The following is a 21,942-nucleotide window of genomic DNA, read 5'->3' on the forward strand; positions in this document are numbered from 1 at the left end:
TTTTTGTAATGTAGTGGTTATGTAAATTAAAAAACGGATTTACAATTATATTTACATACACTATAATTGGTTAAAACGCAGGAGGCTGTTGAAATGTCCAAAATTAGTCAGTTTGTGGGTTTTAAACTTGGTAAAGAAAAATACGCCATCGATATAATGGTAATAGAAGAAATTTTACGAAAGACAGAAATCACCCCTGTGCCTAAAGCTCCTGATTTCATACAAGGGATTATTAATATAAGAGGGCGTGTTATCCCTGTTGTGGACTTGAAAAACAAATTAAACCTTGGAATGGTTGATGATTCCCAAACTTCAAGAATTATTATTACAAATATTGGTGGTAAAAAGGTGGGCTTTTTGGTTGACGAAGTTGATGAAGTATTGAGGATTGAAAAGGATATAATTGAAGACGCTCCGGCACTGGCTGTAAATATTGACTCACAATATATAAAAGGTGTTGCAAAAACTGAAGGTGGGATGGTAATACTTTTGGATATTACAAAAATATTTTCACCTTTTGAACAAAAACAATTTAACTCTTTTTAGACTAAATGGATTATAAAAGTGAACTTAAAAAAAGGATAATCTTACTAAGGAAAAATCCTGCTTCTCTTTACAACGATCCGGAAAATACCTTAAACGCTCTATATATTACGCTAAAAAATATTAACCCTTGGCTTGCAGACAAAATTCTATCTACAATAAAGTCAAAAAATTTCAGTACCAAAATGTTGGACAATCTTATAACTGAAATTTATCTTAATTTTATAAACATTGATGAGCCTACATTTTTCAGTGAAATTAATACCCCAATTGAAAAAATCAAAGGGGTAGGGGATAAGTTAAAAGAAACACTTCACTCTTTAAATATTAAAACAATAAATGAGCTTTTATTGTTTTTCCCTGACAGATATGAATATATTTCATCCGGTACCTCTTTTGATAAAAAAATTTTAATCGGCCAATACCATTTTCACGAATATGTAAAGTCAAAATTTGGTAAATCTTATTTGTTTGTAACTTTTAAGACAGATAACAATAAAACATTTGCTGGTGTCTGGTTTAACTTTAATAAAAAATACCCACTCCCTTTTCTACAGAGCCAGGAGAGGCTAAACCTTTATGGCGAAGTAAAAAACTTTAGGGGAATAATGGGTATTGTTCATCCGGAGTTTGTAAATGATGAAGAAATTGATAAAATCAGAGTCAGATATCCTGTTGGCAGTAAAATAAAAAATAAAACTTTTGCTAAACTTATTAAAACAGCTTATGAAAATTATAGTGAAACAATTTTTGATACACTCCCTTTTTTTATTGTGGATAAATATAAATTTCCTCACATCAGAGAGTCTTTGAAAGGTATCCATTTTCCTGATAATCCTTCAATTGTCAGTCAACTTAACTCTTTTAACTCAATTTATCATAAAAGATTTATTTACGAAGAACTTTTTTATCTTCAGCTTGGCTTTATAATAAAAAAACACAGTTACCAAAAAAACAATGGAATTATCTTTAAAATTGACAACACTTTTTTAGAAAAAATCAAGCCTTACATCCCCTTTAAACTGACAGCATCACAAAAAAGGGTTCTATCAGATATTTTTAATGATATGAAGAGTCAAAACCAGATGAACAGGCTTATTCAGGGTGATGTCGGAAGCGGAAAAACTATTGTGGCATTTATTGCTGCACTCGTTGCTATTTTAAACGGTTATCAGGTTACAGTTATTGCACCTACAGAAATACTCGCAGAACAACATTTTTTAAATTTTAACAAACTTATGGGAAATAGTTTTAAAAGTGTGCTCTTGACCAGCTCAGTGAAAAAGTCAGAAAAACAGCTGATTAAAAATAAAATCAAAGAAAATAGTGTCGATTTTATCTTTGGTACGCATGCTATAATTCAGGATGATGTAGAATTTAAAAATTTAGGACTTGCAATTATCGACGAACAGCACAGGTTTGGTGTTTTGCAGAGAAAAGCTCTTTGCGACAAAGGGATAAACCCTGACATTTTACTTATGAGTGCCACACCAATCCCCAGGACTTTGGCACTTACCCTCTATGGTGACCTTGATGTATCCACTATAGACGAATTGCCACCAGGGCGAAGACCTGTGGAAACTAGGGCATTTAATGAAAAAGAATCTCAAACCATTTTAAAATTTATGAAAAATGAAATTTTAAAGGGTAATCAGGTTTATGTTGTTTACCCTTTGATAGAGGAAAGCGAGAATCTCGATTTAAAAGCAGCTGTAACGGGATACGAAAAATTGTCAAATGTATTTGGAAAAGATAATATTGGGCTCTTACACGGGAAAATGAAAAGTGACGAAAAAAGGATCATAATGGAGAAGTTTAAAAATAAAGAGATTAAAATACTGGTTTCCACAACAGTTATTGAAGTGGGTGTGGATGTGCCTGATGCTACCGTAATGGTAATACAAAATGCTGAAAGATTTGGTATTGCACAACTCCACCAGCTCAGAGGGCGAATTGGCAGAAGCGATAAAAACTCTTACTGTTACCTTATTTATAGCGACAAAATAGGAGAGGATGGACTTAAAAGAATAAAGGCGATGGAAAAATACAGTGACGGTTTTAAACTTGCAGAAATAGACCTTGAAATGAGAGGACCAGGTGACTTTTTTGGTGTGAGGCAATCAGGACTTCCGACCTTTAAATTTTCAAATATAGTTCGTGATTATAAAATTCTTGTTGATGCAAGAGAAGATGCTTTAAAAATTGTAGAAAATGACCCTTATTTGGAAAAACCGGAGCACAAAATTCTCAAACAGGTTTTACTTGAAAAATGGAAAAATGAAATAGATTTAATAAAGGTTGGATAATTTAATTGATATATCCGTTTCTATGTATTATAATTTGTTAACTAAAATAAGGAGGAGCCAATGCAGCTATTAAAACTCACCGAAGAACAGCTCAGAAATATCTCTACAAACATAAACATCCAGAGAGCTGAAAACTATGTGGGCAAGTTTTTTGATTGTAAAATTGAGGATAATATTCTTAAAGGAAAAATAAGAGGAAATCATGGTGTTTATGAGGTTGAACTTAGAATAGATACTGACCCTTTGACCTTTAAATGCCAGTGTGAAACTTCAAAAGAAATGTTTTGCAAACACGCAGCGGCTTTAGGTCTTACTTACATTTATACCCCCTGGGTATTTGAAAGTAACAAGAAAATTGAAAGAGAAGAGATAACGAGCATTGAAGAGCTACAATTTTACTTAAGAACAACCAAACTTAAAACTCTCCTTGATGATTTAAGAAAATGTTGTCTTGGAGTTGCCCAACTTTCAGAGCTAACCGGAATTTCTGTTCAGCAAATTTCTGCTATTGTAAAAGATGACTTAAACGGCAAGTATCACACATTAACTGATCCTTTGAAACTTGCTTGTTTGTTTTTGATAGAAAAGGGTGTAAACACAAAAAAATAGAGGCAGATTAATTCTGCTTCTATTTCAATATTTATTTGCAAGATGAAAATGCCAGAATTTGACATTTTATCTTGTCATTTCATACAACATTTGTTAAAAGTCTTCAATTTGTGCTTTTAAAATGGAGGATAATGTGCCTAAAAGGGAAGATATCAAAACTATAATGGTAATCGGCTCGGGACCAATTGTTATAGGTCAGGCCTGTGAATTTGACTATTCAGGGACTCAGGCTGTAAAGGCTCTGAAAGAAGAAGGGTATAAAGTGGTACTTGTAAACTCAAACCCTGCGACAATAATGACCGACCCGGAATTTGCAGATGCTACCTATATTGAGCCAATACACGTGGAAGTTCTTGAAGCAATAATAAAAAATGAAAAACCTGATGCTATTTTACCAACTGTTGGAGGACAAACAGCCCTTAATGCGGCTCTTGAGCTTCACAAGAAGGGGATTCTTGAAAAATATAATGTTGAACTTATAGGTGCAAACGCTGAATCCATTAAAAAAGCTGAAGACAGAGAACTTTTCAAACAAGCAATGGCAAAAATTGGCCTTGATATGCCCAAAAGTGCCTATATAAGAAATTTTGAAGAAGCAATGCAGGCAATTGATTCTATTGGATTTCCTGTAATTATCAGACCATCTTTTACCCTTGGTGGAACCGGTGGCAATGTTGCATACAATATGGAAGAATACAAAGAATACGTAAAATGGGGACTTGAAGCATCCCCTGTAGGAGAAATTCTTGTAGAAGAATCAATTATAGGCTGGAAAGAATATGAACTTGAAGTGATGAGAGATTTGAAGGACAATGTTGTTATTATTTGTTCGATAGAAAACTTTGATCCAATGGGTGTTCACACAGGTGATAGCATAACAGTAGCTCCGGCCCAAACCCTTACTGACAAAGAATATCAGGAATTAAGGAATTCTGCAATCAAGGTAATGAGAGAAATAGGAGTTGACACTGGTGGCTCCAATGTTCAGTTTGCAGTTAATCCTGAAGATGGAAGACAGGTCATTATTGAAATGAATCCAAGGGTTTCAAGAAGCTCCGCACTTGCATCTAAAGCCACAGGTTTTCCTATTGCCAAAATTGCAGCCAAACTTGCTGTAGGATACACACTTGACGAAATCCCAAACGATATTACCAAAAAAACACCGGCATCCTTTGAGCCTACAATAGATTATTGTGTAGTAAAATTTCCTCGATTTACTTTTGAAAAATTTCCAGGAACTGATGATACCCTTACTACCCAGATGAAATCTGTAGGTGAAGTAATGGCAATCGGAAGAACTTTCAAAGAATCGCTTCAAAAGGCTCTTGTTTCCCTTGAAATAGGAAAAACCGGCTTTGATGAAATATTTGCCATGGAAGATTTATCAAAATCAGAAATAAAGGAAGAAATTATCAATTACCTGAAAAGACCAACAGATAAAAGAATGTGGTACATAGGGGAAGCATTTAGGGCCGGCTTTACAATAGATGAGGTACACGGATATACAAAAATTGACAGATGGTTTCTAAATAAGATTTATGAAATTATAAAGTTTGAAGAGCATCTTAAGGGTTTAAGTATAGAAAAAATTGGCACAGATACCTTAAAACTTTCCAAAGAAATGGGATTTTCGGATAAAAGACTGGCAAAATTATTAAAATGCACCGAATCCGATGTGGAATCAAAAAGAAAAAGTGCCAGAATAACACCAGTTTATAAAAGGGTTGACACCTGTGCAGCTGAGTTTGAGTCATACACTCCATATCTTTATTCTACCTACGAAGAAGAATGTGAGGCTGATACTACCAATAAAGAAAAGGTTGTAATTCTTGGAGGTGGTCCAAACAGAATAGGGCAGGGGATAGAGTTTGACTATTGTTGTGTTCATGCCTGCTTTGCACTGTCTGAAATAGGTTATGAAACAATAATGGTAAACTGCAACCCTGAAACTGTAAGTACCGATTATGATACATCAGACAGATTATATTTTGAACCGCTTACAAGAGAGCACGTGTTAAACATAATAAAAAAGGAAAAGCCAGTCGGGGTTATTGTCCAGTTTGGTGGACAAACACCATTAAAGCTGGCCGTACCACTGGAAAAAGCGGGGGTAAAGATTCTTGGTACTTCTCCTGACAGTATTGATATTGCAGAAGACAGAGAAAGATTTAAAGTGCTTGTAGAGAAACTTAATCTTCTTCAGCCACCAAACGGAATAGCCAAAAACGAAAACGAAGCTTATGAAATAGCAAAAAGAATAGGTTATCCTGTCGTTGTAAGACCTTCATATGTTTTGGGCGGCAGGGCAATGGAAATTGTTTATGATGAAATATCTCTTAAAAGATATATGAAGTATGCCGTTGAAGCAAGTGAGGAGCACCCTGTTTTAATAGATAAGTTTCTTGAACATGCCATGGAAGTAGATGTAGATGCAATTAGTGATGGTGAAACTATTGTTGTAGCAGGAATTATGCAGCATATAGAAGAAGCCGGAATACATTCAGGTGATTCGGCCTGTTCAATCCCGACCAGATCAATTCCTGAAGATGTTTTAAAAAGATTAAAAGAACAAACAAAAGCGATTGCAAAAGAATTAAATGTAATAGGATTGATGAATATACAATATGCCATTAAAGGTAAAGATATATACCTTCTTGAGGTTAACCCGAGAGCTTCAAGGACTATACCTTATGTAAGCAAATCGATAGGTGTACCCCTTGCAAAACTTGCGGCAAAAGTAATGGTTGGAAGAAAACTAAAAGAATTGGGCTTTACCGAAACAAAAGAGTTAAATTACTATTCTGTAAAAGAATCTGTATTTCCATTTGTAAAATTTCCCAATACTGATGTTATATTGGGACCTGAAATGAAATCTACAGGTGAAGTTATGGGGATAGATACAACTTTTGGAAGAGCTTACTACAAAGCCCAGATGGGAGCAGGTAACAGGTTGCCTACAAAAGGAAAAGTTTTTATAAGCATAAAAGACAGCGTAAAAGATCAGATATTGCCCGTTGCCAAAAAACTTTATGAGCTTGGTTTTGAAATAATAGCGACAAAAGGTACTCATAAATTTCTAAATGACAATAATATACCTGCTCAACTTATACTAAAGGTTCAGGAAGGTCGTCCAAATATTGTAGATCTAATAAAAAATAGAGAAGTTAACTTTATAATCAATGTCCCTGAAGGGAAAAAATCAAGACTTGATGCTGATTCTATGAGAAGAGCAATGTTAAACTATAATATACCTTTCGTTACAACCGTTGAAGCAGCAGAAGCATCGGTAAACGGTATTAAACAATATCTTGAAACAGGCATTACGGTAAAATCTATACAAGAGTATTACAAGTAGGTATATATGAAAGGAAAAGTTGTAAGCAATACAAAACTGAATGACAAATATTACCTTATGGAAATTGAGTGTGAGGAGTTTGTAAATAAAGCAAAACCCGGACACTTTATGATGGTAAAAGCGCAACAATATGACTATTTATATGACCCACTCTTAAGGCGACCATTTGGTGTATGCGATATAGAAAGAGGAAGGTTCAAGATACTGTATGTTTTAATCGGTAAAGGTACAAACCTTCTTTCTCAAATCAAAATAAACTCAACAATTGAGTTTTCGGAGCCACTTGGAAATACATTTAAATACAACGGTGGAAAAAAAGTAGCAATGGTTGGTGGCGGAGTAGGGATTGCACCATTGTTATTTCTTGCCAGATATCTTAAAAATCAAGGCACTGAAATTGATCTATACTATGGTGGCAAAACAGAAGATGATATATTGATGATAGATGAATTTAAAAAATACTGCAGTCATATAATAGTAACAACAGAAAACGGCAAAGTCGGTCAAAAAGGGATTGTAACGGAGCCGTTACAAAAAAATATTCTGCAATATGATAAAATTTATGCCTGCGGGCCCAAGAAAATGCTTGAGGCAACAACTAAAATTGCTGTCGAAAATAAAATCCCTATTGAAGTTTCTTTGGATGAAAGAATGGCTTGTGGAATGGGTGCCTGTCTTGGATGCCTGATATATTTAAAAAATGACAATGGCGAAATTGAACAAAAAAGATGTTGTGTGGAAGGCCCGGTATTTGATGGCAGCAAAATAGTATGGAGCAATCAATGAGCAAAAGTCCTTTAAGCATAAATCTTTGCGGAATCGAGTTTAAAAATCCAATAATAACTGCAAGTGGTACATTTGGATACGGAATTGAATATTCAAGATTTATAGATATCAATAAACTTGGTGGAATATCGGTTAAAGGTATTTCTCTGAAAGAAACTTCCGGAAACAAAATGCCAAGAATTATGGAAACCAATGCTGGCATGCTTAATGCAATTGGGCTTCAAAATGTTGGAGTAGAAAAATTTATCAAGGAAAAGCTGCCTATTTTAAAGAAATATGACACAAAGATTATAGTTAATTTTTGGGGGAAATCTGTTGAGGAATATGTAGAAGTAGCAAAAATACTGGATAATGAAAATGTAGATATGCTTGAAATGAATATCTCCTGTCCAAATATAAAAGAGGGTGGGATAGCATTTGGAACTGACCCTAAAATGACTTACACGGTAGTATACGAAACAAAGAAAGCTATAAAAAACAAACCATTAATTGTCAAGCTGTCTCCCAACGTTACAGATATTAAAATTTTTGGCAAAATGGCACAAGAAGCGGGTGCTGATGCAATAAGCGCAATTAACACGTTACTTGGAATGGCAATCAATATTGAGACAAAAAAACCGTACATTTCAAATATTACCGGAGGATTAAGCGGACCGGCAATAAAACCTGTTGCAATCAGAATGGTTTATGAATTATTTAAGACAGTTGATATACCAATTATTGGAATTGGTGGAATAATGAATTATAAAGATGTAATAGAATTTTATCTTGCCGGAGCAAAAGCTGTACAAATAGGTACCGCAAACTTTGTAAACCCTGAAATTTCTTTGAAAATTATAGATGACCTCGAAAAATATATGGCAGATAAAAATATTGAAAATATCACAGACTTTACCGGAAAAGTTGAAATCTAATCGCTTTTCAAAATTTTAATTTCTAACTAACTTCATTCATAATTACTGTTTTAAGAAACAGAAATAAGCCAAAAAATAATTTTAATAACAACATAGTATCACCACATTAAAAACAACATATAACGTCCGATAAGATATATTATGTTAAATAAATTAAGAATAATTTCTATATCCCCTGGTAAACATATTGATTCTGTCTAAAGTTTTTATTTGCCGTTTTTTATAATTTGATAATGCTTGATTTTTTTATGAAGGTATGTTCTTTCAATATCAAGTATTTTGGCAGCTTTGGAGATGTTGCCATTTGTTTTTTCAAGTACTTTAGAAATATAATCTTTTTCAAAGATATCTTTTGCATATTTAAGCGGATAATACTCAGTAATTAGATTTTCAAAATCCAATGATTTGCTTGTTGCCTGGGAATCAAGTAAAAATGATGGTGCGTCATCTGTTGTTATCAACGAGCCATCGGATAGTACTACCATCCTTTCTACGGCATTTTTAAGCTGCCTTACATTGCCAGGCCAATCATAATTTATCATCTTTTCCATTAAATCATCATCAAAACTCTTTTTTTCCAAACCGTTAACAACGCAAGCCTCATTGATAAAATGTTTTACAAGAATCGGGATATCTGTTTTTCTTTCTCTAAGAGCAGGAACATGTATAGGCACAACATTAATTCTATAATATAAATCTTCACGAAAATTATTCGCGGCTATTTCATCCTCAAGGTTTTTATTGGTTGCAGCTATAAGTCTGAAGTCACTCTTTATAGGCTTTACTGACCCAACTCTTGTAAATTCACCTGTTTCCAGTACTCTTAGAAGCTTTGCCTGTAAGCTCAAATCCATGTCCCCTATTTCATCAAGAAAAATCGTCCCATTGTTGGCTGCCTCAAAAAGCCCCATCTTATCAGTTATTGCACCGGTAAAAGCCCCCGCCTCATATCCAAACATTTCACTTTCCATTAATTCAGAAGGAATTGCGGAACAATTTATTTCAACAAATCTTCTACTGCTTCTTTTGCTAAGCAAATGAATCAATCTGGCCACATGTTCTTTCCCTGTTCCGTTTTCTCCTGTGATAAGGACTCTCGCGTTGGTTTGAGCAATTTTTTTGATTTTATTTCTAAGTTCAACAACCTGAGGGCTATTGCCAATTAGCTCATATTTTTTAAGATAATCGAGTTTGTATTCCTTGATATGTTGCGTAAGTTCAATTTTATCTTTTAAGTTTTTGACAACCAACAACAATCTGTCAAGTGACAATGGCTTCTCAAGAAAATCATAAGCACCATACTTTATAGACTCTACAGCATTTTCAATATTTCCATGCCCACTTATCATAACCACTTCTATTTCAGGAAAATAGGTCTTTATATCCTGCAGACCGGTTATACCATCCTTGTCGGGAAGCCATATATCAAGGAAAACTATGTCATATAGCTCACTTTTCAATTTTTTAAAACCATCGCTAAAATTCTGCGAAAAGTCCGCATCGTACCCTTCATCATCGAGAATGTCTTTAATAGTTGTACAGATGTTTAATTCATCATCAATAATCAATATCTTCATATCAACTCTCTAAAGGAAAATTTATTATAAATTTAGTGTACTCATTATATTGACTTTTCACAAAAATCTTCCCATTGTGATTTTCAATAATTTTTTTAACTATCGCAAGCCCCAACCCTGTACCATCAGGTTTGGTGCTGAAATAAGGCAAAAATAGTTTTGAAATATTTTCTTCTTTTACACCTGTGCCATTGTCCTGAAAAATAATTTCCAGCACCCCCCCTCTTACACTTACAAAAATAGAAATTACGCCTTTGTCATGCTTTATACTGTCAAGCGAATTTGTCATCAAGTTCATAAATACTCTTTTTAACTGATTTTTATCTGCATTCAAAAAGATTTCCTCTTCAGGCACATTTAATACTATTTCCACATTTTTATCATTTTTATCATAAAGGTCAATTATTTCCCTTATTAGTTTTACTATGTTCAATGGTGACTTGTTAATGCTCTCATACTTTGAAAAATTACTAAACTCCTGTACAAGCTGATAAAGGTCATTTGCTTCGTTAATTATTTTTTCCATACTTTTGACTACTGTTTCTTTGATTTTATCATTATCAATTTGTTCTGCCTTTTTTATCACCCTTTCGGCGTTTAACTTAATGGGGGTAAGAGGATTTTTTATCTCATGTGCAATTCTTGTGGCCATTTCTCTCCAGATATTTATTCTTTCTACATTTACAAGGTCTGTAATATCATCAACCACTATTACAAAATTTGTTACAATATTATATTCATCAAAAATTTTATTTAGATTTATCGAAAATGTTTTTATCTCTCCATTGTGTGTAATTTCGGATTGAATATTCATAAAATGTTTTTCTGATAAGTAAAAAGTATCAACTATTTCTTTAAGTTTTTCATTTAAGCTATTATTCTGTATATATAAATCTGCCATATTGTTCGTTTTGAGTATTTTTTTGGAACTATCGAGCAGAAAAATAGCAGAATTTACATTTTTAAATATAGTATCAATATATTGTTTATCTTTTGCGATTTGTGAATACATTTCAGACAAGGTTTCGTTTTTATTTTTTAGCTCTTCGGTATGAGTTTTTAATTTTTCTGTCATCTCATTAAATGCTTTGACAAGAATTCCAACCTCATCATTAGAGTTTATGTCTAACTTTATATTAAGCTCACCCTGGGAAACCTTTTCTGCTGCAATAGCAAGCTGTTCAAGAGGGTTGGTAATATTCTTGGCATAAAGCAGGCTCCCCCATATTCCTGCAAATATAACAAGCAGAGTCATCAATATAAGAAGTATCTTGTAGGAATTTTTTACAGGCTCAGCAAAGAATTTTATCTGGCTGTAATTTCTATATGAGTCAAGTATTTTTGATACCTGCTCTGCCTGATCAAGTGGAACAAGTTTGTAAACTATCATTGCCCCAAGTATGATATTTTCGCTGGTCAATGCCGAAACGGGCGCTCCTACCCAATATATCTGTGTATTACCAACAAATGAATATTTAGCAATCTGTTTCCCTGCGAGTATCTCTTTTAAAGTATCTTCATCTGCAATAAAATTCAGATAATACTCTTTATCTTCATGCAAAATTTTAATCATTTTGTTATTGTATATAAGAATGCCATCAATTTTGTTTCCATTTATATATTCTTTACCAAACTTCGTCAGTTCATCATAATTTTTTTGTAACATAAATCCCTTGGAAGCAATAAGTTTTGCCAATATATTTGTCTGTTCAATCAAATCTCTTTCCACCTGATTTTGATATTTCTGCATTAAATCAACGGAACTTTTTAATGCTTGTTCAATCTGGACGTCAAACCACTTGTCTATACTGTTGTTAATAATATTACTTGAAAAAACAAATACGACAAAAACCGGAAGTACTGTAATTGTAATTGCAAAAATAACCAGTTTTGTTTGTATCCTGGTTCCAAATATTGCCTTTTTATTCCCAAAAAACAGTTTGCTTATATTCCTGAAAATAACAACAAGGAGGACAAGAAGCAGAATAATATTTATATTTATGAGCAAAAATATTGTAATACTGGAGTATAGCGGGATGTTGGTGTTTACAATTTTAGAACTGGCGATAAAATTTAATACGGCAAGCAGCAAAAATAAAACTAAATATTTAAATAAGTTTTTATTTTTTATAAAAAAGCTTTTTTTGGATTCAATATTCATTAAAGTCCAAGATCCACTGCTACCTGTTCTATGATTTTTTCATCTATTGTTTCACTCTTTACCAGATATGCTTCAAACATTGCATTATCACAGATTGTATTTATTACCCTTGGGATTCCACCTGAATGTCTGTAAACCCCTTTTATTGCATTATCACTAAAAAATATTATCTTTGCACCCGCAACTTTTAGTCTGTGTTCTATATAAACCTTAACTGCCTGCAGATCAAATGGCTTCAATAAAAATCTCATGGCAACCCTTTGCCTTAAAGGTTCATCAAGTCTTAAATTATCTTCAAGTTCCGGCATTCCAAAAAGAACAAAATTTATCAACTTCCCCGTCTCAGTCTCAAAATTCAAAATCCCTCTTAGCTCCTCCATTACATCTTTATTCTTTAGCATCTGAGCTTCATCAAACATTATTACAACTTTTTTGCCAGACTCCATAAGACTACTAAGTTTTTGATAAAGCTTGCTTAACATTGAGGGCTTGTCTGTGGGAATTTCGTCCACCCCAAGCTGCATAATGAGTTTCTTTAATATCCATTCAGAAGTCACTTCAGAATGCACCACAATAATTAGCGCAACTTCATAACTATCTGTGTCAAACTCATCCAATATTAACCTTGCAAGCGTCGTTTTCCCTGTTCCTATTTGACCAATTACAGTAACAAGTCCTTTATTGTTTTCAATTGCATATACAAGACGTTTTATTATCTCTTCATGTTCTTTGGATTTATAAAAAAACTTAATATCTGGGGAATTATTAAAAGGCAGTTCATTTAATCCGAAAAAATCTTTAACACTCATTAAATATGCTCCTTACAAAAATGATATCTTTTTCTTCTTTTTTCTCCCCTCCCCTTCTTTGGTATCAATATTTTCCTGAACAATTTCTTTGTATTTTTCCTTAACATCTCTAAAATCCGGATCAAGTTTGAAGACTTTCTCAAAATAGTTATTTGCTCCCACCTGATCATTTCTAAGCTCTAACAATACTCCAATTTCATAAAGAGAGTTAAGCATTTTTTCCCTTTCTTCATAATCAACTATTATCAATTTATGTATATTTATTGCATCATCTATAAGCCCCATTCGTTTATAACACTCAGCAAGTAAAAATAAACTTTCATACTTTTTAGCCCCGGTCGCTGATTTTTTTAGCTCTGAAACCGCATCTTCAAAAAGTTCCATTTCCATATATGCTATAGCAAGATCATAGTGAGTTTCATAATCATCTTCAGAAACCTGTTCATTTATACTTTTTCTTATAGATTCAGCTATACTTCTTATTTCTTCCGTTATAACTTCAGAATAATTTACCTTTTCTTCCGTTTTGCTGGCTGAGTCTTCACCCTCCATCATTATCAGTCTTGCAGCTAAATCTTTTACTTTTTCATTATCAGGATATAGGATTATGAGTTGGTCAACTTCAGTTTTTGCTTCCTCAAGTTTTTTATTGTTAATTAGTGTATTAATATGTTCTATTTGCTCTGAAATATTTTCTTCAAAATCATCCTGGAAAATATTATTATTCGTAAGGTCAATATCACCAAAATCATCAATTGAGCTTGAATCATTTTGTTTAATCTCTTCAGTGGCAAAATCGTCAAGACTAATTTCGATATCAATATCATCAGTTTCAACATCACCCTTAAATGAATCTATACCTTCTGCTGATTGTTCAATTCCGGCATCATCAACTTCCTGTTCATTGTCATCTTTTGAAACTTCAGCATCTGTTGTATCAAGGTCAAGATCAAGCTCAAGGTCAAAATTAGACTCACCCGTTGAGTCAGTATCAAAAGAAGTAAGTTCGAGATCTATATCACCAAAATCTGAAGTGTCGTCAAGGTTTAGGATATTTTCACTGTCACGAAAGTCAATGTCTGAATACTGATTGGTATTGTCATCAAACCTTTTCTCAGTAAATTCAAGTTCATTGATAAATTTCTCAATATTGGTCGCTTTGTCAATATCACCCAGCTCTTTATACAATTGAACTAATTTTTCATATATTTTTAGCTGAACATCTTTAAGAGAGCCTTTTGATGCCAATAAAACAAGCATATCAAGCAATTCGGGATTATTTATTTTTTCGTAATAATCTTCTGCTATTTTTGATAGTTCAGGTTTAAAGTCAAAATCAGGCAGGTTGATGATTTCATTGATTTCAATCTTAAAATCATCGATATTTGTATGAACGAAGTAATCAAGAATACACCTGTAGGTTTCATAATTTTTGTGCTTATTTTTAATTGCCTGGTAAAATTCGATATTTTTCTCAAGAGGTTTTACCTCAAGGCAGTATCTAAAAATATCATTATCAAAATTCTCAAGCAAAAATTCTTCAGCATATTTTAAGAAAATATCAGCTTTGTCATTATTTCTTTTAAAAAAGTCTATAGTGTAAGCAAAAAAAGTTTTAAAGTCACATTCGCATTCAATTGCAATATTACAAAAATAGTCAAGAGATTCCCTATCTTTATTGTTGTGAGCAAGCTCTATACAATAATGCATAAACTTACAAACATCATATTTTTTCCCAAAATCAAAAAGCTTTTGTATTATTCTTTTATAGTTTGATGTGCTATTTCTGTCCAATTCAGCAATCTCTTTCAAAATATCAATCGCCTTTTCATCAAGCCCCTTTTTTTCGTAAATATCTGCCAACTCATATAAAGTGTCAAGCTGCTCTGCTTTTATATTTTTCTTCTGGAAAAGTTTTGATAGTTTTCTGTACATGTCATACTGGTCAGGAAACAACCTGATAATCTTCTTTGTTACCGCTATAGCCCGGTCAAGATACTTGTCTTCTTCCATGCTTGTAGCAAGTTGTTTAAATATCTCAAGGGACTTAGTTTTATCCCCCATTTTGTAATATATGTCACCCAAAAGGTTGGTAGCATCAAAGTCATTTTTATGCTCTTCAAGATAGGTTTTACACGAAGACAGGGCAGATTTATAATTACCTTTTGCATACAATAACTTAACATCCTGAATATTTACATTCTTATTTTTCTTGGAACCAAAGAAAATCATCTTATCCCCACCAATTTGTGCATTTGTGGTACAAAAAAACAATTTATACCACTACCATAGAATATTTTCATTATATCACTTAATAATTTAAATTCAACTAAATTATTTTTAGTATGAAGATAAATTTCATCAAAACCTTTACTTTTTAACAAGTCAACCACATTAGCTATTTCAAATTGCTCTATCTTATTGTCAACTATAAGTTTGAAATATGATTTATTTTTTTCTATAAAATATGCATTTTTAAGAGCGTATATATTGTCATCCACCCCAAAAGTCGATTTAAGCTTTATATCAATACTCACAATATCCAATAAATCATAAATTTCTTTCAAAATATCTAAGTGATAACCACTGGTTTCCAGGAAATATTTTGTTTTTTTACCAAAGCTTGAAATCATAAATTTGATTGCCTCTAAACTTAAAAGAGGCTCACCGCCGGTAAAGGATATGCTGTGTATTTCATTAAAAATATCATAACCTTTTATATCTTCAACAAACTGAAATATGTTTACCGGATTGTAATATATCTTGTCAAAGAAGATAAAGCTTTCTTTGGATGAATAATCGGTATCGCATCCCTGACAATTTACATCACAACCAGAAAATCTTATAAACAGCTGCCTTGCTCCAATGTACTTGCCCTCCCCCTGAAACGATATAAAAGCCTCTGATATATTTATATTATTCAAAGTATTCTGCAGCTGCATTTTCACTTTCCCAGACAATCACCTTAAATACAAGGTCCCCAAAACTCTCTTTCAATCTATTATAGATGTATTGAGCCATATTCTCACTTGTTGGATTTACCTTACTGAAATATTCCGTATCGTTGAGATATTTATGGTCAAGCTCATCCAATATCTGTTTCAAATGTTTCTTGAGTATTTTGAAATCCACAAGCATGCCTATATTGTCTAACCTTTCCCCTTGAAGTATTGCCTCGACCTTCCAGTTATGACCATGAAGATTTTCACAGTTTCCATTGTAATTTCTCAAGTTGTGCGCTGATGAAAAATACATATAAGTTTTTACTCTATACATAAAATGTCTCCTTGATAATTTTTTCTGGTATCTCTTTAATCCCTCCAGGTTTTAAATCCCCAAGAGATATGTTTCCTATTCTGGTTCTTAAAAGTCTAATTACCTTTATGCCAAAATATCCAAACATATTTCTTATCTGTCTATTTTTACCTTCATACAAAATTATTTTATATCTATTGTCAGTAAGCCTAAATATTTTACAACTATTATAAACAAACTTGTCAGTTTTTAGACCATTTTCAAGGATTTTCTTTTCCTTTTGAGTCAAGTTTCTTGTCACCTCAACAAAATACTCTTTCTCAATTTTATATTTTGGAGTTTGTAGCTTATACACAAACTCACCATTATTTGTAAAAATAATCAACCCTTCACTTTTATAGTCAAGCCTGCCAGAATATGCCAGATTGTTGTTTTTAAAAAATTCAAAGTCTTTAAGGCACTTTCTTCCCCTTGCATCATCATAGCTTGTCAAAACATTAACAGGTTTATAAAAAATATAATATTTATAAGATATTATAGAAACTTCATTACCTTCTACTTCAACTTTATCATCTTCGCCAATTTCATAGCCGGGGAATAAAATTGGTTCTTTGTTGACAGTCACTTTACCCATAAAAATCAATTCATCTGCTTTTCGTCTTGAACAGTAGCCTGTTGAAGCAATAAATTTATTCAGTCTCATTTGTTATTTTTAAGTTCCTGCCATTCCCTGAAAGTAGGCAAGTCAGAAAGAGAATTAAGCCCGAAATATTCCAGAAATTCTTTTGTAGTACAATACAAAAGAGGTCTTCCTGGAACATCTTTTCTCCCCACCACCTTGATAAGATTTCTATCCAAAAGATTTTTAATTATCCCTGAGCTGTTAACTCCTCTTAAGTCTTCTATTTCATTTTTTGTTATAGGCTGCTTGTATGCAATCGCAGCAAGTGTTTCAAGTGCTGCCCTGGACAAAGATTCCCCTTTTTCACCAAAATGTTCTGACAATTCTTCAAAAATTACACTTTCAGTAACCATCTGATAGCCATCTGAAACAGTGCGTATCTTCAAACCAAGCTCAAGATGGTTAAATTCTTCAATGTACTCACTTATTCTGTTTTCAAGGTTTATTGGATTTTCGGATATTTTTACAAAAAAAGATTTACTAAGAGGTTTACCGGAAAGAAACAAACTGGCGTAAAATATTTTTTTTTCTTTATTATCCATAGACAGATACCCTTATTTCAGCAAAATTATCAGCCTGAAACACTTTTATTAGTTTCAGTTTTACCATTTCCAGAGTTGCAAGAAATAATACCACTATCTCCCTTCTACTGCTTACCATTTTAACCATGTCAGACCAGAGGTAGCTCTCATTTACCTTTAAAAGTCTCTTTATTTTTTCCATCATAGTCCCTATGTCTATAATGTCCTTTTTGATAGAAATTTTACTTTCCTTAACCTCTTTATCCAATAAATTAAAAAGCACACTTGCCAGTAAATATGAATCAGCTTCAACTTTTTCTGTTCTTGGCAGCATTATACTATCTGAACGTTTTAAGAATCTTCCTGAAAACAGCTCCTTTTCCCTCAAGATTTCAGAAATGTCCTTATAGAATGAATACTCGATAAGTTTTTGGGTTAGAAGAAATTTTTCCTCCTCCGGATCTATATCCTCCTCATCCGCAATACTTTCCGGAAGCAACATCTTAGATTTAAGGTATAAAAGATATGAAGCCATTTGAATAAACTCACCAGCTACATTCATATCAAGGTTTTTCATATTCTCAACCGCTTCCACAAACTGATCGGTGATAACAGAAATGGATATATCATATATGCTCATCTCATTTTTATAGATAAGATGGATAAGCAAATCCAGAGGTCCTTCAAAATTTTCAAATTTTACTTCTAAAAAGCTGTTCATATTCTTAAAACTTTTCTAACCTTTTTAACAGTCCCGGCAGCAACATCATTGGCTTTTTGCTGAGTTTTAGATAAAAATTCATCCAAATCATCAATAATTTTTTCATATTCAGCTCTTTTTGCCTGAATAGGCTCAAGAAAGCTCAAAATATTTTTTATAAGAACCTTTTTACAGTCTATGCATCCGATTGTAGCGTTTTTACAGCCATCAGTAACAAATGACCTTTCTTCTTCATCTGAAAAAACCTTATGATAGTCAAAAACAGGACACACTTCCGGGTTCCCCGGATCAGATCTTAATTTTCTGTTGGTATCAGTCATCATTGTTTTTATCTTCTTTTCTACCGACTTTGGCTCCTCAGAAAGCATTATTGCATTGCCGTATGACTTGCTCATTTTTCTTCCGTCTGTACCGAGCAGTTTAGGCACATTTGTCAAAAGACCTTCAGGCTCAACAAACAAATCGCCATTATAAAGGTAGTGAAACCTTCTTACTATCTCCCTCGAAATTTCAAGATGAGGCAGTTGATCTACGCCTACCGGTACATATTTGGCATTGTAAATAATAATATCGGCAGTCTGCAAAACAGGATAACTTAAAAAACCAAGATTTGACAAATCCTTGTCTTTTATCTCATTTCTAATCTCCTTATACGTGGGACATCTTTCCAGCCAGCTGACTGGAGTTATCATTGATAATAAAAGAAAAAGCTCTGCGTGATATATATTCTTTGACTGAACAAACAGCGTTGATTTTTTTATATCTATGCCAACTGAAAGCCAATCAAGTATCATCTCTTTTCTTAAAGCTATTATATCTTCCGGATTTTCATAATTTGTTGTCAGAGCATGCCAGTCGGCAATAAAATAAAAACAGTCATATTTGTCCTGAAGCTCCACCCAGTTTTTAAGTGCTCCAAAATAGTGACCAATGTGAAGTTTGCCTGTTGGCCTCATACCGCTTAAAACTCTATCCATACACACTCCTTAAATAAGTAATCTTATGAAAAAGTTTATTATTGGGAATATAACTGTATCAATAACATTAGTTATCAAAAGACCCAGGATAATAAAAAATCCATACTTTTCCGTTCTGGAATATTTATAGGCAGCATTAAGAGGCAAAAAAGATTGTAAAATCCTGCCACCATCTAAAGGTAAAATCGGAATTAAATTGAAAATCCCGAGTGCAATATTTATCTGAACCGAAAAAATAAGCATTAACACAATAGGTTTTACAATTTTTGAGGCAACAAAAGGGTTAAAATCAATTGAAGTAAGTATATTAAATAAAACAGACGACACAATCGCCATGACAAAATTTGACAAGGGTCCTGCAAAAGCTACAACTGCAGGCCCGTATTTCCTGTATTTCAACCTGGTAAAATCAACAGGCACAGGCTTTGCCCAGCCAAACAATCTCGTCAAAAATAAAAATAAAAGACCCATTATATCAATATGTTTAAGCGGGTTAAAAGTTAATCTTCCATGCCTTTTTGCAGTATCATCACCCAAAAAATATGCAGCGTATCCGTGCGAAGCCTCATGTACAGTAATAGCAAACAAAAAAGGCAGCGCCATAATAGATAAATCTCTGAAAAAACTGTTTATATCAAATCCCATAAGCAAATAAATTAGCAGAATAGTACAGCCATGTCAAATTCAGAATCATCTATTTATTAAATACTCAAAATATTTTATATCATCATACTCAGTAAGTTTTACATTACTGAAACTTGACAATGAAATATATACTTTATGTCCCAACATCTCCACCATACTTGCCTCATCAGTGACAAAAATGTTATTTCTCCTCTGATAATCAAAGGCCTCTCTTAAAATTTCCTTTTTAAATACCTGAGGAGTGTGCACCAAAAATACTTTTTCTCTGTCAATAGTTTTATCAACTTCAAAACCATTGACCAATTTTACTGTATCTCTCGGTTTGACGCCACATATGGCAGCCTGATATCTAAACGCATTTGAGATACATTCATTTACAATTTCTCTGTTTATAAATGGTCTGACGGCATCGTGTATCAAAATATACTCTGAAGTAGATTTAAGAAAGCAATTATAAACTGTATCAAACCTTTCTTTACCACCTTTTACAAACTCACAGTTTTTTATATTTAAGCTTTCTACCACTTCTTTTAAAAGGTCCAAATCATCCTGACCATAACCAATCAAAATTTCGTCAAAACCATAAGATTCATTTAAATTTTTAAGAGTATAATAAATTACAGGTTTACCGTTAATAAGAAAATATTGTTTTTTAAATTTATCAGAAAATCTCTTTCCAGCCCCTGCAGCAGGAATAATAGCAGATATTGTACGGTTCATTTTAGTTTTGTAAATATAATCCTGCCAGATTCTGTCTGAAGCAAACTTGAAACAGTCACATCAACTTCGCTTCCAATAAGACTTCTGCCGTTTTCAACAACCACCATTGTCCCATCGTCGAGATAACCTACCCCCTGAGAATATTCTTTACCTTCCTTCTGGATGGTAATATGCAGATTGTCTCCAGGTAAAACATTTTGCCTTAATGCAAGTGCAAGCGAGTTAATATTAAGGGCTTTAATTTCCTGTATCTCAGCTACCTGCAATAAATTAAAGTCTGTAGTAATTATTTTTCCTTTTAATTTTTTGGTAAGAGCTATCAATTTTTCATCCACAGTGCCTAAGTTTGTAAAGTCCTCATTTATAATTTCCACAGGAACTATTTTCTGTTCCTGCAATTTTTTTAACACATCAAGCCCTCTTCTCCCCTTTTGCCTTCTTAAATGATCGTGTGAATCCGCAATATTCTGTAATTCTTTGAGCACAAAAGTAGGAATTACGATTCTCCCTTCCACAAAACCTGTATTCACAATATCAGCAATTCTCCCATCAATTATTGTTGATGTATCAATTATTTTTGGGATTGAGATATATTTTGGTTTCCCTTCTTTTTTTGCTTTTCTTGAGAATATATTTTCGAGAATAGTGTAATTTTTATACCCAATAAGTATACCAAGATAAACTACAAGAAAATAAAACCCAAGTTTAAGAGATTCATTTGAAAAAACAGCATCAAAAGCACTTGTAATAAGGTATGCGATAATCAAAAACAATACGCCACCTATGAACCCCATAATAACTTTAAAACTTTTTAAATCACTAACCAGCAACTCGATAAGGTTTATCGAAAGAACAATTCCAAGAGCATAACTGATTGCATGATTAATATCTATACCAAGCTGATTTCTCAGTAAAACGAATGCCCCAAATATAGCTATAGAGTAAATTATTCTAAATATCCACATAATTACCTCAAGATAATTTTCCTAACTGTTCAATATCATTTGTTTGCCCCAAAGCTATGACGGTATCACTTGCTTCAAAAATCGTTTCAGGTCCAGGGTTATAAATAAACTCCCCGGACTTCTTTTTGATACCTACTACTGTTATACCAATTTTTCTTATATTTGACTCTATAATTTTTTTGCCAACAAGTTTTGAATTTGCAGATTCAGCACCAGCCCAAAACATTTTTGTAGCCGACTCATCACCCGAAGCTCTTGCAATTACATATAAATTTTTACTGAAACCTTTTGCTGTAAGTACAATATAAACATTTTCAGCATCGCTGTTAACCACTGCCACAAGCCCTTTTGCTTCCAATATGTTTGCATCCAACAAGACCGACTCCTTCGTAGCAT

Annotated in this window: 20 protein-coding genes; 6 read left to right on the forward strand and 14 right to left on the reverse strand. The window is 33.1% G+C overall.

What is annotated here, in order from left to right:
• Positions 1-93: 93 nt before the first annotated feature.
• From ACTCAF_RS05355 to ACTCAF_RS05380, 6 genes are all read left to right on the forward strand, one after another.
• Complete coding sequence (locus tag ACTCAF_RS05355) at positions 94-546, forward strand: chemotaxis protein CheW (protein ID WP_463062260.1); 453 nt, start codon at positions 94-96, stop codon at positions 544-546.
• A 5-nt stretch (positions 547-551) separates the two neighbouring features.
• Complete coding sequence (recG, locus tag ACTCAF_RS05360) at positions 552-2,849, forward strand: ATP-dependent DNA helicase RecG (RefSeq protein ID WP_463062261.1); 2,298 nt, start codon at positions 552-554, stop codon at positions 2,847-2,849.
• A gap of 60 nt (positions 2,850-2,909) precedes the next feature.
• Positions 2,910-3,458 (forward strand): SWIM zinc finger family protein, encoded by a 549-nt coding sequence (locus ACTCAF_RS05365; RefSeq protein ID WP_463062262.1) that lies wholly within the window; start codon positions 2,910-2,912, stop codon positions 3,456-3,458.
• A 133-nt stretch (positions 3,459-3,591) separates the two neighbouring features.
• A complete protein-coding gene (carB, locus tag ACTCAF_RS05370) occupies positions 3,592-6,813 on the forward strand; it encodes a carbamoyl-phosphate synthase large subunit (protein WP_463062263.1) in 3,222 nt (1,073 codons plus the stop codon).
• Between the two features lie 6 nt (positions 6,814-6,819).
• Entirely contained in the window at positions 6,820-7,599 is a 780-nt protein-coding gene (locus tag ACTCAF_RS05375; protein WP_463062264.1) for a dihydroorotate dehydrogenase electron transfer subunit, read from the forward strand.
• Entirely contained in the window at positions 7,596-8,513 is a 918-nt protein-coding gene (locus ACTCAF_RS05380) for a dihydroorotate dehydrogenase (RefSeq protein WP_463062265.1), read from the forward strand. Before ACTCAF_RS05375 ends, ACTCAF_RS05380 begins: the two co-directional genes overlap by 4 nt.
• A gap of 206 nt (positions 8,514-8,719) precedes the next feature.
• On the opposite strand, the gene ACTCAF_RS05385 is transcribed toward ACTCAF_RS05380, so the two are convergent.
• The 14 genes from ACTCAF_RS05385 to ACTCAF_RS05450 form a co-directional block, all read right to left on the reverse strand.
• Positions 8,720-10,090: a sigma-54-dependent transcriptional regulator gene (locus tag ACTCAF_RS05385; protein ID WP_463062266.1), complete on the reverse strand. Its 1,371-nt coding sequence runs from the start codon at positions 10,088-10,090 to the stop codon at positions 8,720-8,722.
• Between the two features lies 1 nt (position 10,091).
• Positions 10,092-12,251 (reverse strand): sensor histidine kinase, encoded by a 2,160-nt coding sequence (locus ACTCAF_RS05390; RefSeq protein WP_463062267.1) that lies wholly within the window; start codon positions 12,249-12,251, stop codon positions 10,092-10,094.
• The gene (locus ACTCAF_RS05395; protein ID WP_463062268.1) at positions 12,251-13,060 is read right to left on the reverse strand and encodes an ExeA family protein; all 810 of its coding nucleotides are present in this window, start codon (positions 13,058-13,060) and stop codon (positions 12,251-12,253) included. Before ACTCAF_RS05395 ends, ACTCAF_RS05390 begins: the two co-directional genes overlap by 1 nt.
• Before the next feature lie 12 nt (positions 13,061-13,072).
• The gene (locus ACTCAF_RS05400) at positions 13,073-15,292 is read right to left on the reverse strand and encodes a tetratricopeptide repeat protein (RefSeq protein WP_463062269.1); all 2,220 of its coding nucleotides are present in this window, start codon (positions 15,290-15,292) and stop codon (positions 13,073-13,075) included.
• Positions 15,289-16,002, reverse strand: a complete 714-nt coding sequence (locus ACTCAF_RS05405) for a 7-carboxy-7-deazaguanine synthase QueE (protein ID WP_463062270.1) — start codon at positions 16,000-16,002, stop codon at positions 15,289-15,291. The genes ACTCAF_RS05400 and ACTCAF_RS05405 overlap by 4 nt, the downstream gene beginning before the upstream one ends.
• Positions 15,977-16,336, reverse strand: coding sequence for a 6-carboxytetrahydropterin synthase QueD (queD, locus tag ACTCAF_RS05410; RefSeq protein ID WP_463062271.1), 360 nt, complete (start codon positions 16,334-16,336; stop codon positions 15,977-15,979). Before queD ends, ACTCAF_RS05405 begins: the two co-directional genes overlap by 26 nt.
• Positions 16,329-17,018: a pseudouridine synthase gene (locus ACTCAF_RS05415; RefSeq protein WP_463062272.1), complete on the reverse strand. Its 690-nt coding sequence runs from the start codon at positions 17,016-17,018 to the stop codon at positions 16,329-16,331. Before ACTCAF_RS05415 ends, queD begins: the two co-directional genes overlap by 8 nt.
• A complete protein-coding gene (scpB, locus tag ACTCAF_RS05420; RefSeq protein WP_463062273.1) occupies positions 17,015-17,539 on the reverse strand; it encodes an SMC-Scp complex subunit ScpB in 525 nt (174 codons plus the stop codon). Before scpB ends, ACTCAF_RS05415 begins: the two co-directional genes overlap by 4 nt.
• A complete protein-coding gene (locus ACTCAF_RS05425; protein WP_463062274.1) occupies positions 17,532-18,239 on the reverse strand; it encodes a segregation and condensation protein A in 708 nt (235 codons plus the stop codon). The genes scpB and ACTCAF_RS05425 overlap by 8 nt, the downstream gene beginning before the upstream one ends.
• On the reverse strand, positions 18,236-19,216 hold the full coding sequence (gene trpS, locus ACTCAF_RS05430; protein ID WP_463062275.1) for a tryptophan--tRNA ligase: 981 nt from the start codon (positions 19,214-19,216) through the stop codon (positions 18,236-18,238). Before trpS ends, ACTCAF_RS05425 begins: the two co-directional genes overlap by 4 nt.
• Before the next feature lie 9 nt (positions 19,217-19,225).
• Entirely contained in the window at positions 19,226-19,861 is a 636-nt protein-coding gene (locus ACTCAF_RS05435; RefSeq protein ID WP_463062276.1) for a site-2 protease family protein, read from the reverse strand.
• Positions 19,862-19,906: 45 nt separating this feature from the next.
• The gene (ispD, locus tag ACTCAF_RS05440; RefSeq protein ID WP_463062277.1) at positions 19,907-20,581 is read right to left on the reverse strand and encodes a 2-C-methyl-D-erythritol 4-phosphate cytidylyltransferase; all 675 of its coding nucleotides are present in this window, start codon (positions 20,579-20,581) and stop codon (positions 19,907-19,909) included.
• On the reverse strand, positions 20,578-21,546 hold the full coding sequence (locus ACTCAF_RS05445) for a PIN domain-containing protein (RefSeq protein WP_463062278.1): 969 nt from the start codon (positions 21,544-21,546) through the stop codon (positions 20,578-20,580). The genes ispD and ACTCAF_RS05445 overlap by 4 nt, the downstream gene beginning before the upstream one ends.
• A gap of 7 nt (positions 21,547-21,553) precedes the next feature.
• The coding region (locus tag ACTCAF_RS05450; RefSeq protein WP_463062279.1) for a TrkA C-terminal domain-containing protein at positions 21,554-21,942 on the reverse strand (389 nt) is incomplete at its 5' end.

It is taken from the genome of Deferrivibrio sp. (assembly GCF_055117995.1).

What these genes read in the sequence shown, in the direction of transcription:
- ACTCAF_RS05355 (WP_463062260.1), top strand. Translation starts at nt 94, where the DNA reads ATGTCCAAAATTAGTCAGTTTGTGGGTTTTAAACTTGGTAAAGAAAAA.
- recG (WP_463062261.1), top strand. Translation starts at nt 552, where the DNA reads ATGGATTATAAAAGTGAACTTAAAAAAAGGATAATCTTACTAAGGAAA.
- ACTCAF_RS05365 (WP_463062262.1), top strand. Translation starts at nt 2,910, where the DNA reads ATGCAGCTATTAAAACTCACCGAAGAACAGCTCAGAAATATCTCTACA.
- ACTCAF_RS05375 (WP_463062264.1), top strand. Translation starts at nt 6,820, where the DNA reads ATGAAAGGAAAAGTTGTAAGCAATACAAAACTGAATGACAAATATTAC.
- ACTCAF_RS05380 (WP_463062265.1), top strand. Translation starts at nt 7,596, where the DNA reads ATGAGCAAAAGTCCTTTAAGCATAAATCTTTGCGGAATCGAGTTTAAA.
- ACTCAF_RS05385 (WP_463062266.1), bottom strand. Translation starts at nt 10,090, where the DNA reads ATGAAGATATTGATTATTGATGATGAATTAAACATCTGTACAACTATT.
- ACTCAF_RS05390 (WP_463062267.1), bottom strand. Translation starts at nt 12,251, where the DNA reads ATGAATATTGAATCCAAAAAAAGCTTTTTTATAAAAAATAAAAACTTA.
- ACTCAF_RS05395 (WP_463062268.1), bottom strand. Translation starts at nt 13,060, where the DNA reads ATGAGTGTTAAAGATTTTTTCGGATTAAATGAACTGCCTTTTAATAAT.
- ACTCAF_RS05400 (WP_463062269.1), bottom strand. Translation starts at nt 15,292, where the DNA reads ATGATTTTCTTTGGTTCCAAGAAAAATAAGAATGTAAATATTCAGGAT.
- ACTCAF_RS05405 (WP_463062270.1), bottom strand. Translation starts at nt 16,002, where the DNA reads ATGCAGCTGCAGAATACTTTGAATAATATAAATATATCAGAGGCTTTT.
- queD (WP_463062271.1), bottom strand. Translation starts at nt 16,336, where the DNA reads ATGTATAGAGTAAAAACTTATATGTATTTTTCATCAGCGCACAACTTG.
- ACTCAF_RS05415 (WP_463062272.1), bottom strand. Translation starts at nt 17,018, where the DNA reads ATGAGACTGAATAAATTTATTGCTTCAACAGGCTACTGTTCAAGACGA.
- scpB (WP_463062273.1), bottom strand. Translation starts at nt 17,539, where the DNA reads ATGGATAATAAAGAAAAAAAAATATTTTACGCCAGTTTGTTTCTTTCC.
- ACTCAF_RS05425 (WP_463062274.1), bottom strand. Translation starts at nt 18,239, where the DNA reads ATGAACAGCTTTTTAGAAGTAAAATTTGAAAATTTTGAAGGACCTCTG.
- trpS (WP_463062275.1), bottom strand. Translation starts at nt 19,216, where the DNA reads ATGGATAGAGTTTTAAGCGGTATGAGGCCAACAGGCAAACTTCACATT.
- ACTCAF_RS05435 (WP_463062276.1), bottom strand. Translation starts at nt 19,861, where the DNA reads ATGGGATTTGATATAAACAGTTTTTTCAGAGATTTATCTATTATGGCG.
- ispD (WP_463062277.1), bottom strand. Translation starts at nt 20,581, where the DNA reads ATGAACCGTACAATATCTGCTATTATTCCTGCTGCAGGGGCTGGAAAG.
- ACTCAF_RS05445 (WP_463062278.1), bottom strand. Translation starts at nt 21,546, where the DNA reads ATGTGGATATTTAGAATAATTTACTCTATAGCTATATTTGGGGCATTC.